Genomic DNA, 15630 nt, shown 5'->3' with positions numbered 1-15630 from the left:
ACAAGTCATCCAGATATGTCGAAAATTCTGAAAAAAATCGACATATCTGCTCAACATGTCTATTCTTTTACCATGCCAACCTATAGCCCGGACACCCCCTACAATGAGCTTCCACCCCTCCCCCCTGCAGAAGTGGTGGAAACCGTTCCCGTGCTTAAGGCCATCATCGATGCTAAGGAAAAACTGGCTGAACTGCGTACGGCCTGCCAGCTCATCCCTAACCCGGAGATCATCACCTCAACGATTCCACTGCGTGAGGCTCGTGCTTCCTCCGAGATTGAGAACATCGTCACCACTAATGACGAGCTCTTCCGTGCGGCGTGGCACGTCGATGCCGAGCCGACTCCTGCCACCAAGGAGGCTCTTCGCTATAACGCCGCGCTCCACGCTGGACTTTCCTCACTATCGCAGCGACCTCTATCAGAAAAGACAGCAAAAATCGTATGCAGCACCCTTCTAGATACTCAGGCCGAGGTGCGTTCACTTCCGGGCACGTTTATCGGTAACCCTGTAACGAAGGAGAGGCTCTACACCCCACCTGAAGGAAGGGAGATTATCGAGGACCATCTCGCAGCGTGGGAGGACTATATATATTGCAGCCACGACGTTGATTCCCTTGTAAAGATGGCACTGCTTCACTATCAATTTGAAGCAATCCATCCTTTCTACGATGGCAATGGGCGCACTGGACGAATCCTTAACGTCCTCTACCTCATCCAAGAAGATCTTCTTGAGCTGCCGGTTTTGTACCTGTCCGGGTATATCGTCGGAAACAAAGCAGACTACTATCGCCATCTCAACGCTGTGACAGCTAAGGGAGCATGGGAAAACTGGCTTCTTTTTATGATCCGCGGCGTTCACGCAGCGGCTGCCGACGCCTCCTCGATGATTACCCAGCTTCGGGCTATCCAGGAAAACACTGCGCAACGAATACGTTCTGCGGGCGTGATTAACCATCCCCTCGAGATGGCCGAGCTCATTCTTATCAAGCCCTATGTACGCATTACTGACGTGGTAGAGACGGGCTTCGTCAAACGCCAAACCGCCAGCGCGTGGCTGGCGCATCTCGTAGATTTAGGAATCCTAGAAGAAATCCAACAAGGCCGCTCCAAGGTTTTCCTTCACCGTGCCGCTCTCGATGTTCTGACTCGAGACTAAGAGGAGGGAATAGGATGGCTGACATGCATCACCCAGACGAAGGATCCTTTGAACGCATGACCAGCGGGCAGTGGTTCATGCCCAGTGTCAACGAGGAGGTTAGCGCCGAACATCGACGCGGCTTCCTGCTGGCCAAGGAGCTCAATGAGCTGCAAAACACCAACCCAGAGCGCGCGAAGGAGATTTTGCGGGAACTGTTGTCGCCCGAGTCCGAGGTTCCCGGGCTGCACACGCCGCTCAACGTCGAGTATGGCTGCAATGTGACCATCGGAAAAGACGTGTTCATCAACTTTGGTGCGACAATCCTGGCGCAGGCGCCTGTAACCCTCGGAGACCGCGTCATGATCGGGCCGAATTGCTCGCTCATCACGGTGGGCCACCCCGTCAACGATCATGAGATGCGGGCGGAGGGCTGGGAGATTGCGAAGCCCATTAGCGTCGGGCGCAACACGTGGTTCGGCGCCAACGTCACGGTGCTGCCGGGCGTGACCATCGGCGAGGATTGTGTCGTTGGAGCGAACACACTGGTCACCACAGATATCCCGGATAGGTCAATGGTGCTGGGTCAACCCGGTCGTGTGGTGCGCACGCTGGAGGACAACGAAGATAGGTGGGAGCGCCAGGATCTCGATGTTTGATCTCAAGGCGATAGGCAAAGGACTTCCCGTCCTAGAGACCATTGATTCTCTTCCTTCAGACGGCCACGTCGTCGTCCAGGCCCCGCCCGGCACGGGTAAGACCACGCTTGTTCCACCGGCGTTGGCTAACCAGGTAAACGGCAAGGTTCTCGTCACCGCACCACGCCGCGTGGCGGTGCGTGCCGCGGCCAACCGCTTGCAGGAGTTGTCCGGGCAGCGCATCGGCTATGCGGTGCGCGGTGATTCCCGGAAGGGTCAGGACGTTGAATTCGTTACCCCCGGCGTTCTGTTGCGCCGCCTGTTGCGGGATCCGGAACTCACTGGTGTTGATTCCGTAGCCATCGACGAGGTGCATGAACGCCAGCTCGATACTGACCTCGTACTCGGCATGTGCTTGGAGTTGGCGCAGCTCCGCGATGATTTTCGGGTCATTGCCATGTCCGCGACTGTCGACGCCTCCCGCTTCTCCCAGCTCATGGGAGGGGCGCCGATCCATTCCACTGAGGCCGTTACATATCCGCTCAACATCTCCTATGAACCGATTCCGGGGCGCGCTGCGGGAGATCGAGACTTTTGGAAAGGCGTGGCGAGGGTTGCCGCGCGGCAGCACGAGTCCACGCTGGTCTTTGTGCCGGGAGTTCGCGAGGTCAACCTGGTGTGTGATGCCTTGAGCGGCCACAACGTTTTTCCGCTCCATGGCCGCCAAACCACGCAGGAGCAGGACACGGCGCTGTATACGCGAGAACAGCGCATCGTCGTCGCCACGTCCATCGCCGAATCTTCGCTGACCGTGCCGGGTGTGCGCACCGTCGTCGATGCTGGGTTGTCCCGCGTCCCCAAGCGGGATGCGCAGCGCGGGATGAGTGGGTTGGTGACGGTGTCGACGTCGAAAAGCAGCGCCGATCAACGCGCCGGACGTGCCGGACGTGAGGCGCCGGGTACCGTCGTCCGCTGCTATTCACAGGAGGACTACCAGCACTTTTCTCCGCACGTGATTCCAGAGATCCTTTCCGCGGACCTCACGCAGGCGGCGCTGTTCATGGATTGTTGGGGCGCGGGGCCGGACTTCCCGTTGCTTGATCAAGCACCGGCACCCGCGCTTGCCGACGCCCACCGCACCCTAGATCTGCTCAACGCTGGCGAAGAGCTGGCGCTACTGCCGACGCACCCACGGTGGGGCGCGGCACTGTTGAAGTACGGTGCGGGGGCGGCGCAGACGATTGCCCGCCTGGATGATTCGGACCCGAAGCGGCTGGCCCGCTTGGTGCCTAACAAAGGTCCGGTGGACCCAGGCGTGGTGGTTGCTACCGCTTTCCCAGAGTTCGTGGCTAAGCGCGTAGGTGACAAGGAGTATTTGTTGGCGAGTGGCACCCGCGCGCGGTTTCTCGAGGATGGTCACGAGTGGTTGGCGGTGGCGGAGGTGTCGTTGGCACAATCTCGAAACGCCATCATTCGTGAAGCAGTGCCGATTGCGGAAAAGGACGCGCTCGAGATCATCGGCGTGACGGAGGAAACCCGAGCTTTTCTCGACGGCCCCAAAGTGCGCGGCGTACGGGTGCGTGCGGCAGGCGCCATCGTGCTGTCGGAAACCCCAGTGAAGGTCTCCGGTGATGAGGCGGTGGAGGCACTACGCAACTCCGGACAGGGTTTAAACCTGTTTCACTTCAGCGACAAGGCCCAGAACCTGCGGGAGCGTATGCGGCACTTACACGCTGCATACGGTGAGCCATGGCCGGACGTGGACGGTGATGATCTGAGCTGGCTGGAGCCGGAGCTGTATGAACTGGCTTCCGGTAAGCGCCCAGACATGTATCCGGCGCTGCAGCGCCTGCTGCCGTGGCCCGAAGCTAGCCGCTTGGATGAGCTCGCGCCGGAACGGTTATCGGTTCCGTCCGGACGTGCTGCGAGGATCGATTGGTCCGGCGAGCGCCCAGTGGTCTCCATCAAGTTGCAGGAATGTTTCGGGTTGGCGGAGTCTCCCGAATACTGCGGCCATCGCGTGCAATTTCATCTGTTATCCCCCGCCGGCCGGCCACTTGCCGTCACCGATGATCTAGCGAGCTTCTGGTCTGGGCCCTATGCCGGGGTGCGCGCCGACATGCGCGGGCGCTATCCCAAGCACCCGTGGCCGGAGGATCCGTGGAATGCGGTAGCAACCGCAAAGACGAAGAACCGGATTTAACCCCACTGCTGCCAGGCCAGGTACACGCTCATCACCACGACGAGAGTGAGCAGTGCATAGCGGATGAGCTTCGCACCGCCGCCGAGCACTGTTCGCGCGCCCAGCTGCGCGCCGATGATATTTGCTGCTGCGAGAACAAGTGCTAGGCCCCATACCACGTGCCCGCCCACGATAAAGACCACGAGCGCGCCGACGTTGGTACATGTGTTGACCACCTTGGACATCGCGGCGGAGGTAAGGAAGTTCTGGGAAAAGATGGCGGTGAAGGCCATGATGAGGAACATGCCGGTGCCGGGCCCAAAAATACCGTCGTAAAAGGCAATGGCCGCCACGGCGGCTAACCCGGTCCACGTGCGCCAGCCGCCACGGATACCGTCCCCTTCGCCGCTGCCGAAGTCTGGGCGAAAGGCCACGAAAATGCCGACTGCCACCATGAGCACGATGATGACCGGCCGCATGACGTCCTTGTCCATGAGTGCGGCTGCTGCAGCGCCGAGCCCGGAACATAGGAGGGCGATAAGGCCCATACGGATGAGCTCGCCCTTCGGCGGGCGGACCTTCTTGACGAGCGTAACGGCAGCAGAGGCCGTTCCAGAGACCGCCGCCACCTTGTTCGTGGCCAGGGCGGTGGCGGGAGCAAGCTGGGGCGCGACCGCCAGAATGAGCGGAATAAGCACGAGCCCGCCGCCGCCAATGACGGCATCGATCCATCCGGCCACGGCAGCGCCAATGGTGAGAATCGTCCAACCGCTTAATCCGAAATCCATGTCCATCATTAAACTCGATTCCATGTCTGTTCGTACGAGATGGGTCATCGTGGCCCCGGGGTCTGCAGCACTCGGGGCATTGTTTAGCTACCTTCACGTACCCGCAGCCTGGATCCTCGGCGCCATCGTGGTCTCGGGAGCCATGGCCTTGACGACGGGCAAAGAACTCGCCGTTAACGAGCACTTTTATTCTGTCGCCCGCGGATTCATCGGAATGATGGCGGGCATACCTTTGACCTTAGTTCCTGCCTCCACCCTCATCGGCTTTGTGCCAGCCGCGGTGACGATGTCACTCATTACTGTTTTAATCGGCGTCGCTGGCGGTGTTCTGCTGCATCGTTCGCAGCCGAAGGATATTTCCTGGGAGACGGGTATTTTGTCGATGCTGCCGGGCGGGGCCTCCCTCATGCCGGCACTAGCTAGCGAGCTCGGCGCGGACTACCGCTACGTGGCGCTGACGCAATACCTGCGCCTTCTGGCGGTGTCGGTGTCGCTGCCTTTGGTGGTGTCGTTGTTGGATGCCCCCGCTGGTCACGGTGTCGACATGAGCGTTGACGGCGAGGTCACGTGGTGGATCGTACTGCTGACTCTCGCCATCGCTGTGGTTGGTGAACAGCTGGGCAAGCTGGTGCGTTTGCCAGCTGCTGCTGTTTTGGGGCCGCTCATCTTGACGGTGCTGGTTGCGCAGGTTATTCCAGCCGGCCACACACTGGAGCCGCTCTACGTGTTCAAGATCATGGCCTTTATGTCCATCGGCTGGGTCTGCGGTGGTGGGCTTTCGGTACCGGCACTGCGGGCCTTCGCCAAGCAGCTACCGGCGACGATCCTCTTTATCGTTGTCGTGATCGGCGTGTGCGCATTGACCGCACTGCCTCTGACCGCATGGCTGGACATAACCTACTTCGAGGCTTACCTCGCCACCTCACCCGGCGCGCTGGAGACGGTGCTTGCGCTGTCTGCGGAAGGAGGCGCGGGCCCAGCCGTGGTGGCCGTGCAGATTATCCGGCTCATCATCGTGCTGGTCATCGCCGGCTACCTGCCGCAGATTTTGCGGCTATTCCGTAAGCGCCGCTAGTGGAACCACCCACACTCCATCTGACCGTTGGAAAGCTGGTCCGCTGGGAATAACCACGATGAGAGCGGCCGGTGGCAAGGAGACCTTCTCTGCCACTCTTAACAAATGTGCCGCCGCGGCATCGACCTCGTTGTGCGAAAGTTTCGCTTCAAATCCCACCCACGAGCCATCCCTGAGTTCCACTATCGCGTCAATTTCTTCGCGGCCCTTCATATCCCGCAGATGGAAGACGCCTCGTGCCCTTAATGCTTGAGCATAAACGCGCAGATCGTGCACCAGTTGCGCCTCAAAGAGAATGCCCAAAGTCTCTAGATCACCAAGCAGTTTGTCTGGCCCAACCGCCAACAATGCAGCTGCCAAGCCAGGATCCGCGAGCTGACGCTTCGGCATCTGAACCATGGTTGTCTTAGATCTCGTCTTTGGTGACCACGCGGGCTGGTCTTCAACTAGGAACAAACGTGTAGCAAAATCATGAATAACGTTGACGGTTTCTGCTGCCGGCATAGGAGTAGCACTGCTGAGCTCGCCAATGCGTTTACGAATCGCTGCAGCGGTGGCCGGTTGAGCAACTAGCCCCGCGTAGGCGCGAAGAAAAGACTGGAAACGGCGCGGATCGCGGCGCGGACCCCCAAGTTCCGGGTAGTCGTGCTCGCTCATCTCCGTGAGGTAAGACTCCATCCCCTCTTGGGCATCTAGAGGATCAAGGTCGAAAAACTCTGGGAAGCCACCGGCAACGATCCAGCGGGCATAATCCGCCACGGTGGCGTCCGTCCCAGCCGTGGGATCCTGATTGCCGGAAATAATCGCGCCTAGTGATACGCGCTCAGCCAAATCTCCACGCTCTGCCAGGCTCAACGTACGCAACTGAATCGAGCGAATACGCCCAGCCCCCGAATGGCGGGTGGCATCGTCATCGGGTGTCGAGGAACCCGTGAGGAGGAACTGTCCCTTTTCTCGCGAGTCATCGACCGCATGACGCACTTCGTTCCAGATAGCAGGAACAACCTGCCATTCATCGATAAGCCGGGGCCGCGCCCCTTGAAGCCCTAGTGCCGGTTGCATGCGAGCAACGTTTGCTTCAGGAGTGTCACGGTCAAGCTGAATGACAGACTTAGCAAACTGGCGCGCCGTCGACGTTTTGCCGCTCGCGCGGGGGCCTTTCAGGAAGAGGGCTCCGGCAACGCGAAGGCCTCTTTCTACTTCTGCATCAACAATTCGCGGCAGGTACATACCAGGTACCCTAGTCCGAAACATGGATAAATTACAGAGTCACTAGTGGATAAATCCAAGAGTCAGGTGTGGATAAATCCAAGAGTCTGACAGCTAGTCCAGAATCGTCTCGCGCAGGATCGACATCGGCACTGAGCCCAGAGCCAATGCCTGGGAGTGGAAATCACGTACGTCCATCCCCTGTTCGACTGCGGCGTCGCGGGTCTGCTGCCACAGGCGCTGGCCCAAGGCATAAGACGGCGCCTGGCCCGGCCAGCCCAGGTAACGGGTGACCTCGAAGGAGAGGTTGGCATCGTCCATCGCGGTGTTCTCACGCATGAAGGTCTTGACGTGGGACTTGTCCCAGACACCGGACGCGGTGCACTCCGGCAACGCCTTGCCCAAGTGGAGTCCGATGTCCACCACGACGCGGGCGGCGCGGAAGCGTTGGGCGTCGAGAAGCCCCATGCGGAAGCCCGGATCATCCATGTATCCCAGCTCCGCCATGAGTGCCTCAGCGTACAGAGCCCAGCCCTCACCGTGGCCGGAGTTCCACGTCACCGCACGGCGCCATAGGTTGAGATCCGGCTGGGTCAGCGCGGCACCAATCTGCAGATGGTGGCCCGGCGCGCCCTCGTGGTGGACGGTGGTTAGTTCCTGCCAGGTGTGGAAAAGCTCCTGGCCAGCCGGTACGGACCACCACATGCGGCCGGGGCGGGAGAAGTCATCAGACGGCGAGGTGTAGAAGATACCGCCGGTGCCGGCCGGGTCAATGCAGCACTCGATTTCTTTAACCGCCTCCGGGATGTCGAAGGCGGTGCCGTCGAGGTCCTTGATGACGCGGTCCGCGGTGGACTGCATCCACTCCACTAACGCGTCGGTGCCGTGCAGCTGGTAACGCTCCTCCTCGTTGAGTTTGCGCATAGCTGCGCGCACGGTGACGTCGGAGCCATAGAGCTCGTGGGCGATCTTTTCTTGTTCCGCCTTGATGGAGCGCACCTGGTCCATGCCCCACTCATAGGCCTCATCGAGGTCCACGACATCGCCGACGAAGAGCCTGGAGAAGCGCTCGTAGCGCTCGCGACCCACCGCGTCTTGCGATGGTGCTTGTGGTTGCAGCTCGTTTGAGAGCCAATCGGCGAACTCGCCGAAGGCTTCCTTGGCCGCGTCCACCTCTGGGCCCTCAACGCCAAGGTCCTCAAGCATGGAGCCGGCGTCGGCAAGCCGCTCGCATTGCACGAAGACATCGGAGATCTGGCGCTGCGGCGCCACCATGCCACGCGACGCCGCCTCCGTGAGGGACTCCCTGTAGCCGTTGAGGGAGGCCGCCACCTTCGACAGGCGCGAGCGCAACGCATCAAGCTGCTCCGGGGTGTCCTTCGGCATGAGCATGAGGGTGTCGCGGATGGTCTGCACCGGGGAGGCAATGTTGTTAAGGCAGCGGATGTCCTCACCGGCATGGTGTAGGTCAAGATCCAGGCAGAGACGGTCGCGCAAGACGGCGGCGGTGACGTAGTCCACCTCATCGAAGTCATCGTCATCATCAGACTCGTCGGTGGTGTCATCGAGGGCGTCGAGATCCGCCATCATCTCACGAGTGCGATCCGCCACGGAGGAGTAGTACTCCGGGGAGAAATCCTCCAGCTCCCCATCGAAGCCGGGAATTCCCCACGCGGTGGCATCGGTGGGCGTGAGCTGCGCGAGGTCGTGGACGAAGTTATCGCACGACGCGTCCAGCAGCGAAGGCTGGCGCTCTGCGTTCTGGTCAAAACTCATAAGGGCGAAGTCTAACGAAGATCCAGGGGGTTGGGCCAACCCAGCGCCGCCTTATTTACCAGGTTGTTAGCTAATTGTTGCTCCACTTACTTCCCGGGCTCGTCCATGATGCAAATTGATCCAGGACTTCAGCTGGAAACGGGCTGACCACGAGCGCGTCGAGGAAGCGTTTTTGAACGAACCCCTCCTGCACCATTGCGGAGTACATGTTTATAAACGGCTGCCAGAAACCGTTGACGTCTACTAGGCCCACCGGGCCATCAAGGTTGCCTAATTGTTGCAGGGTAAGCACCTCGGTGAGCTCCTCTAGAGTTCCCACGCCGCCCGGCAGGCACACGAAGGCATCCGCGAGTTCCTCCATACGCGTCTTGCGCTGCGCCATGGTGTCCACGACCTCGAGCTTGGTTACCCGCTGGTGTGACATCTCGTAATCGACGAGCTGCCGCGGGATTACTCCGATGACGGTGCCGCCGGCTGCCAAGCAGGAATCCGCGACGATGCCCATCAGGCCCACGTCACCGCCGCCATAGACCAGGGTGAGGTTGCGCCGCGCGAGCTCCTCCCCCAAAAGGTGTGCGGCTTGGCCATAGGCTTCAGAGTTTCCGACGGCGGAGCCGCAGTACACAGCAACAGAATCCATGAACACCACTCTAACGCAGGCACACTTCTAGACTATGATGTCTACTGAATCCCAATTTCTATTAGACAATGCGGTCTGGTGAATTTATACTTGCGCCATGATTAAATCTGGTCCCGTGTTCACTCGCCCCCGCACCCCGGCGGCGAAGTGCCTCCACATCATTCGACTCAATCCCGTTGTGACCCGCAGTGAACTTGTCGAAGCCACGGGGCTATCCCAGCCCACGATTACCCGCGCCACTGCCGCGCTGCTGGGCGCTGGGCTGATTCGCGAGCGCACGGATTTGACTCAGTCCCGCGGGCGCGGACGCCCCACCGTGCCCCTAGAGGTAGCGGATAATAACTGGATGCTCGCCGGCATTGCGGTTGGTACCGCCTTTACCCACATCGCCTTCTTCGATACCAAGGGGCGCACCCTCCGCGAGGAAGACGTGGCTACCCCGGTTTCGCGTTTGAGTGCAAGCGATGTCATCGAGCACATCATCGCTGGTGTCAATCGCCTCATGACCGGCCTGGATCTCCGTTTGGTTTCAGTCGGCGTGACCACCTCCGGCAGCGTCAACGAGGCCGGACGCATCACTGCCCACAACCTGGGCTGGGACGAGATGGACATCGCCAGCCGTCTGGAGTACCAGTTCGGCGTTCCGGTTGTCGTGTCTTCCGTCATCCCCGCCATCCTGGGATCCGAAACGCAGTCCGCGGAGCTGGGCGCGGAAAAGCCCGTCATGGTGCTCTACGCGGATGACTCCGTCGGTGCTGCGCTCACAGTCGGCGATGAAATTGTGCAGCTCGAACTCGACGGTGCTGACGCCCTGGCCACGCAGGCGATACTGAATGAGACCGGCGGAGACTCATTCCCAGACGTGGTGGCGAATGCTAACGATCAGACGCGAGCGCTTCTCGACGACCGCGCGCGCTCCCTCGGCACCACCGCCGCTGAGCTGTTGACGGAGCACACGCCCGATACTCTCGTTGTGGCCGGCGGTGCCTTTTCGGATGATCCGGCGGCCCCGAAGCTCTTTGCTTCCGCCGTGCGCCAGGCCACCGATCACCCAGTGGAGCTGCGCATGATCCCCTCGCACACCGAAATTGTGCGCGCCTGTACCCGCGCTGTGGCGCTCGATCCACTGCTGCGCGTACCGCTGGAGCTCGGCCGCGAGGCGAAAGCTGCCTAAAAAGGGATCGAATTGATGCCCGTAAAAAGGTGGGCCTTGAGCCCGAGGCGCTGCGCGCCAGTGACGAAGTCGGGCCGATCATCGAAGAAGTGCGTGTCCTTGGCCTGCGCGCCCAGGGCATCGACGGCCACGAGGTAGGCCTCCGGATCTGGTTTAGCTACCCCGATATCGCAGCTCAGCGTCACGGCGGCGCATTCCTGAAGCCAGGTCTGCGTCTGGCGGATCCGGGTTCCCAGTACCGCCGGCACATTCGCTAGGATGCCGACGCTGTGGCCTTGACCGATGAGGTTTAGCACCGCACGAACTACCTGTGAGTCGGCAACCAGCAGGCGCTCAGTGTCCAGTTCGGTCGCGTGGCTGACGTCAAAGGAGTCCAGTTCAGTCAGCGCGCGGATGCGCCCCCAATATTGCGAATCACTCAGGTGCCCAGAATTATAAGCTGGGCGAAACTCCTCATAGAGCGACCAAAAGTGCTCCGGGTTTTCGGGACGGAGGTAATCCTCCAGCTCAGCGTTCCCAGCGGGCCGCATGAGCACGCCGTAGAGGTCGAAGAGCAAAGTGGCCATGCGCCCAGTGTAGCCAGACCGCAATAGCGCCGGTCAGGGTGCCCGCCACGAAAAGCGGAAGCGACAGCGTGCCGTGGGCCCACAACGTCGAGATCGCTCCCACGAGGAACAAGCCGCCCACGCTAAACAAGGAGCGGCTCAGCGCCGTCGATGCCGCAGCCGCGCCCAACAAGAGGGCAAGTCCTGCAAACGGACCAAGCATGACGGCAAGAGCAAAGAAGAAGGTTCCCAGCGCCATGTTCGTTGCCGCCAGCCACGTGCCGCCGACCAATGCGATCACAAGGCCGGCCAGGGCACCGCAAATGAGCATCAGGCGCGTTGTAGTCATAAAAGAAATTCTCCCACCAACCGCAGGGGGCTGTGGGAGAATTCGTGCAAACTATATGGCTTCGTTACCGTTGCGCCAGCGAACCATCGATGCGCAGCAGGCCCGAGCCGTCATTGCCCACCAGCTTGAGCTGGTCAATGATCTCGGACACGGTGGACTCCTCCTCAACCTGCTCCTCGAGGAACCAGTTGATGAGGGCGCGGGAATCGAGATCCCCGGCGGCATCCGCGGTGCGGGCGATCTCCCGGATCTGCTCCGAGACCTTCTGCTCATGCGCGAGGGAGGCCTCAAAGGCATCGAGCGGGGTGGCGGCCTTGACGGAGCCGACCTGGATATCCCCCAGCTCGACGCGGTAGCCGCGGTCCAGCAGGTGCTCAGCAAATTTCTGTGCGTGCTCGCGCTCTTCCTCTGCCTGCTTGAAGAACCAATCGCGCATGCCCGGGAAGGACAGGTTGTCCATCTCGTAGGCCAGCTGGGTGTAAATCAGGGCTGCGCCGTGCTCGTTGATGACCTGCTCGTTAAGGAGGGTTTGCAGCTTCTCGTCCATGAAAGTGATTCCTTTCGTCTGTTTGGTGTTACCCACAATACAGAAAAAATTCGGGCACGCTAGCAAGGCGATCTTAAGCAAACTCGCACGTCATAAGACTTTTTCTGATAGGTTTACCTAACTCAAACCGGAAATCCTCTGGTAGCGCGCGAGGCTAACGCCATCGAGGCCGCGGAATTCCACCGCTATGCCACGGCTTGCGTACTTGTTCTCCACGGACTCGAGTACCGCGACGGTCGAGGCATCCCAAATATCGGCCTCCGAGAAATCCACGATGATTTTGTCCACCGGCAGGGTGTAATCGAAGGCGTAGACCAAGTCGTTCGAAGAGGCGAAGAAGAGCTGGCCGCGCACGGTGTAGACGTTGCCCTCCAGCTCCACCGACACCAGGTGCGCCACGCGGCGTGCAAAGGCTATCGAGGCGGTCAGGACGCCGAGGATCACACCGACCGCCAGGTTATTTGTCACCAGGGTGCCAATCACCGTCACGAGCATGACGAGGGTTTCGCTCAACGGCATGCGGTGAATCGTGCGCACCGAGTGCCAATCCACGGTGTGGAAAGACACCATGAACATGACCGCCACGAGCGCGGCCATGGGGATTTTTCCTACGGTATCGCCCAACACGAGGATGAGGATGAGGAGGAAGACGCCGGCGAGGAACGTCGACAAGCGCGTGCGCGCCTGGGATTCCTTGACGTTAATCATGGTCTGGCCGATCATTGCGCACACGCCCATGCCGCCGATGGCCGCGGCGAGCATGTTGCCGATGCCCTGGCCCACGGATTCGCGCGTCTTATCGGAGTGGGTATCCGTGAGGTCGTCGACAAGCTTGGCGGTCAGCAGGGATTCCATAAGGCCGACGAGTGCAACGCCCAATGCATAGGGAAGGCAGAGGAGAATAGTCTCCTTCGTCCAAGGTAAGTCCGGAATAACAAAACCGGGCAGGGAGGTCGGCAGCTCGCCTTGGTCCGCGACGTTGGGAACCTGCCAGCCGAAAATCACAGTGAGTGCGCTAACCACGATAATCGCGACGAGCGGGGCGGGGATCACCGTGGTAATCCGCGGCCACACCACCATGATGACGAGGCCTAGCGCGACAAGGGGGTAGACCAGCCACGGCACCTGCCACAGGTGGCTCAGCTGCGCCGTGAACATGAGGATGCCCAGGGCGTTGACAAACCCCAGCATGACGCTGCGGGGGATGAAACGCATGAGCTTGGCGACGCCCAGCACTGCCATCACTACTTGGAGAATTCCCGCCATCCAGATGGTCAGCAGCACGTACTGCAGGCCATGCTCGTGGGCAAGTGGTGCGATCACCACGGCGACAGAGCCAGCTGCAGCAGAGATCATGGCCGGGCGCCCGCCGGTGATGGCGATGGACATCGCCATGATGACGGAGGCGAAGAGCCCCACCTTGGGGTCGAGTCCGGCGAGGATGGAGAAACTTAAAACTTCCGGGATGAGGGCGAGCGCAACAGCAAGCCCGCCAAACACCTCCTTGCGGAAGCGGGCGGGCGAGCTAAAGGCCGCGCGGAAAGACCCGGCTGCGTGCTCCGACACTAGTGGCCGTCTTTGAAAGAGCCGTCGCGGGTGATGACTGGCAGGACGGACCATGCGAAGTTGATCCACTGATCGGTCTTCTTCCACGAGAAGTCCGGCTCAAAGATGGTGGTCGGCTTCGTGTAGATCACCGCGGACTTGACCTCGGACGCGGTCTGCTCGAGCAGGTTGACCACGAGGTCGAGGGTCTTGCCGGAATCCGCCACGTCATCAACGACGAGGACCTTCTTGCCCTTGAGCGAATCAGTGTCCAGCTGCGGGTTAAGGAGAATCGGCTCCGGGAGGGTCTCACCGATATCGGTGTAGAACTCCACGTTGATAGCACCCATCTCCTTGACCCCGATGGCGTAGCCAATAGCGCCGGCTGGGATCAATCCACCGCGGGCCACGCCCACGATAAGGTCGGGGAACCAACCCGAATCCACGATTTCTTGGGACAGGGAGCGACTGGCCTCACCGAAGACCTCCCACGTCAGGTTCTCGCGTTCCGGGTTCCACCACTCCGGGGTGCTCATCGTCTAGGTCTCCTTCGCCAGATTGTGCATTTCCCTCAGTCTAATCATCAACCTCAGCGAAACGGTACCTCTCCTACCGTTCGGCGCAATTTGCGGGTGCGCAGCCGCTCCGGATTTTCCGCCAAAGCCTCCACCGCGCGCACCGCGCACATCACGTGTGCCTCCTTCGAATTGGAATAAAAGGCCTGCGCTTGGGCGGGAAGCTTGGGCACGGCATGCAGAGGGAGATCGGAGACCGACAGCAGCGTGCCATAAGGGATGCGGTAGCGGTAGCCGTTGGCGGCGAGGGTGCAGGATTCCATATCTACTGCCACCGCGGTGGAGTGGCGCAGCCACTCCCACAGATCACGGGAGGTGCGCCATTCCCAGTTGCGATCATCGGTGGAGAGCACCGTGCCGGTGCGCATGAGCGAATTGTCTTTTCCATAGACCTCGTCGACGGCGGCCTCCAGCATGCGCTGGATCTCCGGGATGGCGGGAATCGGGTTGCTGGTGGTGACGGTGCCGTCGAGGATGTGGTCTTCGCGCTGATAAGCATTGCCCAGGATGAGGTCACCGATGCGCATGCGGCCATCAAGCCCTGCGCAGTGGCCGATCATGATCCAGGCCTCCGGGCGCAGGACTGCCAAGCAGTCCGTGATGGTTTTGGCATTGGAGGGGCCGACACCGATGTTGATCATCGTGATGCCATCGCCGCCGGCGGTGATGAGATCAAAACGTGGCATCTGGTAGCGGGAGGTGAGGGTGAGCTCGTCGACGTCGAGAAGCACCGCGTCATTGGGGTGGATGGTCTCCCCCGTGGGCAGCACGAGCGCGGTGTAGCGGGAGTCTTCCCGCGCCAATTCGCGCAGCCCGAACTTGACGAACTCGGTGGTGTGCATGGCGTAGTTGGTGAACAGGATGTACTTCTGCACGGTGTCCACCTCGATGCCGGTGTAGTGCTCGATGCGGGCGCAGGCAATGTCGAAGCGCTGCGCACCAAAATGGAACAGTGGTTTTTCCTTGCCGTGGAAAGCCTTCCAAGCGCCGTCCACGATTCCGTCATGCACCGCATCGAGGGTGGGCCGGGGGATGTCGCCACGGTCCTGGGGAATCTGTGTAATCCCCCGAATATATTCCGGCGGGATGCGCTCATCCGATTGACCGACGTAGAGATCGCACAGGTAGTTGTTGGTGAGCCGCGTGAGCTGCTCTGTCAGGTAATCACGAATCAGCCATGGTTTGGATATCACCGCCGAGTAGCGGCCCTCTTGGTCCACGTAACCGAAGGGCTCGGAGCGGTCGATGGGCGTCCACTGGCGTACATGCACGGTGATCTTTGGGTACACCACGTGGCGGTAGGCATCGTGGTCCCCTGAGGCCAATGCTTCACGTGCCAGCGCACAGGAACTGTCATAGAGCTCGCAGAGACGAGCAACCGCTTCGTTGACGGAGTGGACATGCTGCAGGTCGGTCATGGGCTTAAGGGACATTTCGTGTGGATAAACCG

The 15630-nt window shown here is 60.6% G+C and carries 15 protein-coding genes; 5 read left to right on the top strand and 10 right to left on the bottom strand.

The genetic code is table 11. From position 1 onward, the window contains the following. The first annotated feature begins 15 nt into the window (after nt 1–15). The 3 genes from HMPREF2807_RS04065 to HMPREF2807_RS04055 are packed head-to-tail and all read left to right on the top strand — an operon-like array spanning nt 16 to nt 3978. Nucleotides 16–1158 carry a Fic family protein gene (locus HMPREF2807_RS04065; protein WP_049156716.1) on the top strand — a complete coding sequence of 381 codons (1143 nt, stop codon included), beginning with the start codon at nt 16–18 and terminating at the stop codon, nt 1156–1158. Between the two features lie 23 nt (nt 1159–1181). Continuing rightward, on the top strand, nt 1182–1796 hold the full coding sequence (locus tag HMPREF2807_RS04060; protein WP_369816138.1) for a sugar O-acetyltransferase: 615 nt from the start codon (nt 1182–1184) through the stop codon (nt 1794–1796). Next, complete coding sequence (locus HMPREF2807_RS04055) at nt 1789–3978, top strand: ATP-dependent RNA helicase (protein ID WP_070510677.1); 2190 nt, start codon at nt 1789–1791, stop codon at nt 3976–3978. Before HMPREF2807_RS04060 ends, HMPREF2807_RS04055 begins: the two co-directional genes overlap by 8 nt. On the opposite strand, the gene HMPREF2807_RS04050 is transcribed toward HMPREF2807_RS04055, so the two are convergent. Beyond that, nucleotides 3975–4751, bottom strand: a complete 777-nt coding sequence (locus HMPREF2807_RS04050) for a TSUP family transporter (protein WP_369816137.1) — start codon at nt 4749–4751, stop codon at nt 3975–3977. The genes HMPREF2807_RS04055 and HMPREF2807_RS04050 overlap by 4 nt on opposite strands. On the opposite strand from HMPREF2807_RS04050, the gene HMPREF2807_RS04045 reads away from it, so the two are divergent. Further along, entirely contained in the window at nt 4744–5820 is a 1077-nt protein-coding gene (locus HMPREF2807_RS04045; RefSeq protein WP_049156708.1) for an AbrB family transcriptional regulator, read from the top strand. The genes HMPREF2807_RS04050 and HMPREF2807_RS04045 overlap by 8 nt on opposite strands. Here the strand turns inward: HMPREF2807_RS04045 and HMPREF2807_RS04040 are convergent. The 3 genes from HMPREF2807_RS04040 to HMPREF2807_RS04030 form a co-directional block, all read right to left on the bottom strand. Then, nucleotides 5800–7050 (bottom strand): ATP-binding protein, encoded by a 1251-nt coding sequence (locus HMPREF2807_RS04040; protein ID WP_049156705.1) that lies wholly within the window; start codon nt 7048–7050, stop codon nt 5800–5802. The two genes, HMPREF2807_RS04045 and HMPREF2807_RS04040, sit on opposite strands and share 21 nt — an antisense overlap. Nucleotides 7051–7143: 93 nt before the next feature. Then, the gene (locus HMPREF2807_RS04035) at nt 7144–8805 is read right to left on the bottom strand and encodes a DUF885 domain-containing protein (protein WP_070510676.1); all 1662 of its coding nucleotides are present in this window, start codon (nt 8803–8805) and stop codon (nt 7144–7146) included. 70 nt (nt 8806–8875) lie between these two features. Continuing rightward, the gene (locus tag HMPREF2807_RS04030) at nt 8876–9445 is read right to left on the bottom strand and encodes an LOG family protein (protein WP_049156802.1); all 570 of its coding nucleotides are present in this window, start codon (nt 9443–9445) and stop codon (nt 8876–8878) included. A 97-nt stretch (nt 9446–9542) separates the two neighbouring features. On the opposite strand from HMPREF2807_RS04030, the gene HMPREF2807_RS04025 reads away from it, so the two are divergent. Beyond that, complete coding sequence (locus HMPREF2807_RS04025; RefSeq protein ID WP_046648615.1) at nt 9543–10619, top strand: ROK family protein; 1077 nt, start codon at nt 9543–9545, stop codon at nt 10617–10619. Here the strand turns inward: HMPREF2807_RS04025 and HMPREF2807_RS04020 are convergent. The 6 genes from HMPREF2807_RS04020 to amn form a co-directional block, all read right to left on the bottom strand. Next, nucleotides 10616–11185 (bottom strand): HAD-IA family hydrolase, encoded by a 570-nt coding sequence (locus tag HMPREF2807_RS04020; protein ID WP_049156695.1) that lies wholly within the window; start codon nt 11183–11185, stop codon nt 10616–10618. The two genes, HMPREF2807_RS04025 and HMPREF2807_RS04020, sit on opposite strands and share 4 nt — an antisense overlap. Beyond that, a complete protein-coding gene (locus HMPREF2807_RS04015; protein ID WP_046648617.1) occupies nt 11127–11513 on the bottom strand; it encodes a hypothetical protein in 387 nt (128 codons plus the stop codon). The genes HMPREF2807_RS04020 and HMPREF2807_RS04015 overlap by 59 nt, the downstream gene beginning before the upstream one ends. Before the next feature lie 64 nt (nt 11514–11577). Beyond that, on the bottom strand, nt 11578–12060 hold the full coding sequence (locus HMPREF2807_RS04010) for a ferritin (RefSeq protein ID WP_046648618.1): 483 nt from the start codon (nt 12058–12060) through the stop codon (nt 11578–11580). 117 nt (nt 12061–12177) lie between these two features. Then, nucleotides 12178–13626, bottom strand: a complete 1449-nt coding sequence (locus HMPREF2807_RS04005) for a SulP family inorganic anion transporter (protein WP_049156692.1) — start codon at nt 13624–13626, stop codon at nt 12178–12180. Further along, nucleotides 13626–14141, bottom strand: a complete 516-nt coding sequence (locus HMPREF2807_RS04000) for a phosphoribosyltransferase (protein WP_049156689.1) — start codon at nt 14139–14141, stop codon at nt 13626–13628. The genes HMPREF2807_RS04005 and HMPREF2807_RS04000 overlap by 1 nt, the downstream gene beginning before the upstream one ends. A 53-nt stretch (nt 14142–14194) precedes the next feature. Beyond that, complete coding sequence (amn, locus tag HMPREF2807_RS03995; RefSeq protein WP_049156686.1) at nt 14195–15598, bottom strand: AMP nucleosidase; 1404 nt, start codon at nt 15596–15598, stop codon at nt 14195–14197. Nucleotides 15599–15630 lie beyond the last annotated feature (32 nt).

The organism is Corynebacterium sp. HMSC074A09 (assembly GCF_001811545.1).
Classification (GTDB): domain Bacteria; phylum Actinomycetota; class Actinomycetes; order Mycobacteriales; family Mycobacteriaceae; genus Corynebacterium; species Corynebacterium hiratae.
Note: the sequence above shows the minus strand (reverse complement) of the source record. Positions and strands in the feature narration are given on the sequence as shown.

Bases quoted from the DNA above. Each gene is read 5' to 3' on its own strand.
- HMPREF2807_RS04000 (WP_049156689.1), bottom strand. From the start codon at position 14,141: ATGAGCACCCCGGAGTGGTGGAACCCGGAACGCGAGAACCTGACGTGG.
- HMPREF2807_RS04020 (WP_049156695.1), bottom strand. From the start codon at position 11,185: ATGGCCACTTTGCTCTTCGACCTCTACGGCGTGCTCATGCGGCCCGCT.
- HMPREF2807_RS04065 (WP_049156716.1), top strand. From the start codon at position 16: ATGTCGAAAATTCTGAAAAAAATCGACATATCTGCTCAACATGTCTAT.
- HMPREF2807_RS04015 (WP_046648617.1), bottom strand. From the start codon at position 11,513: ATGACTACAACGCGCCTGATGCTCATTTGCGGTGCCCTGGCCGGCCTT.
- HMPREF2807_RS04010 (WP_046648618.1), bottom strand. From the start codon at position 12,060: ATGGACGAGAAGCTGCAAACCCTCCTTAACGAGCAGGTCATCAACGAG.
- HMPREF2807_RS04045 (WP_049156708.1), top strand. From the start codon at position 4,744: ATGTCCATCATTAAACTCGATTCCATGTCTGTTCGTACGAGATGGGTC.
- HMPREF2807_RS04025 (WP_046648615.1), top strand. From the start codon at position 9,543: ATGATTAAATCTGGTCCCGTGTTCACTCGCCCCCGCACCCCGGCGGCG.
- HMPREF2807_RS04040 (WP_049156705.1), bottom strand. From the start codon at position 7,050: ATGTACCTGCCGCGAATTGTTGATGCAGAAGTAGAAAGAGGCCTTCGC.
- HMPREF2807_RS04030 (WP_049156802.1), bottom strand. From the start codon at position 9,445: ATGGATTCTGTTGCTGTGTACTGCGGCTCCGCCGTCGGAAACTCTGAA.
- amn (WP_049156686.1), bottom strand. From the start codon at position 15,598: ATGACCGACCTGCAGCATGTCCACTCCGTCAACGAAGCGGTTGCTCGT.
- HMPREF2807_RS04035 (WP_070510676.1), bottom strand. From the start codon at position 8,805: ATGAGTTTTGACCAGAACGCAGAGCGCCAGCCTTCGCTGCTGGACGCG.
- HMPREF2807_RS04055 (WP_070510677.1), top strand. From the start codon at position 1,789: ATGTTTGATCTCAAGGCGATAGGCAAAGGACTTCCCGTCCTAGAGACC.
- HMPREF2807_RS04060 (WP_369816138.1), top strand. From the start codon at position 1,182: ATGCATCACCCAGACGAAGGATCCTTTGAACGCATGACCAGCGGGCAG.
- HMPREF2807_RS04050 (WP_369816137.1), bottom strand. From the start codon at position 4,751: ATGGACATGGATTTCGGATTAAGCGGTTGGACGATTCTCACCATTGGC.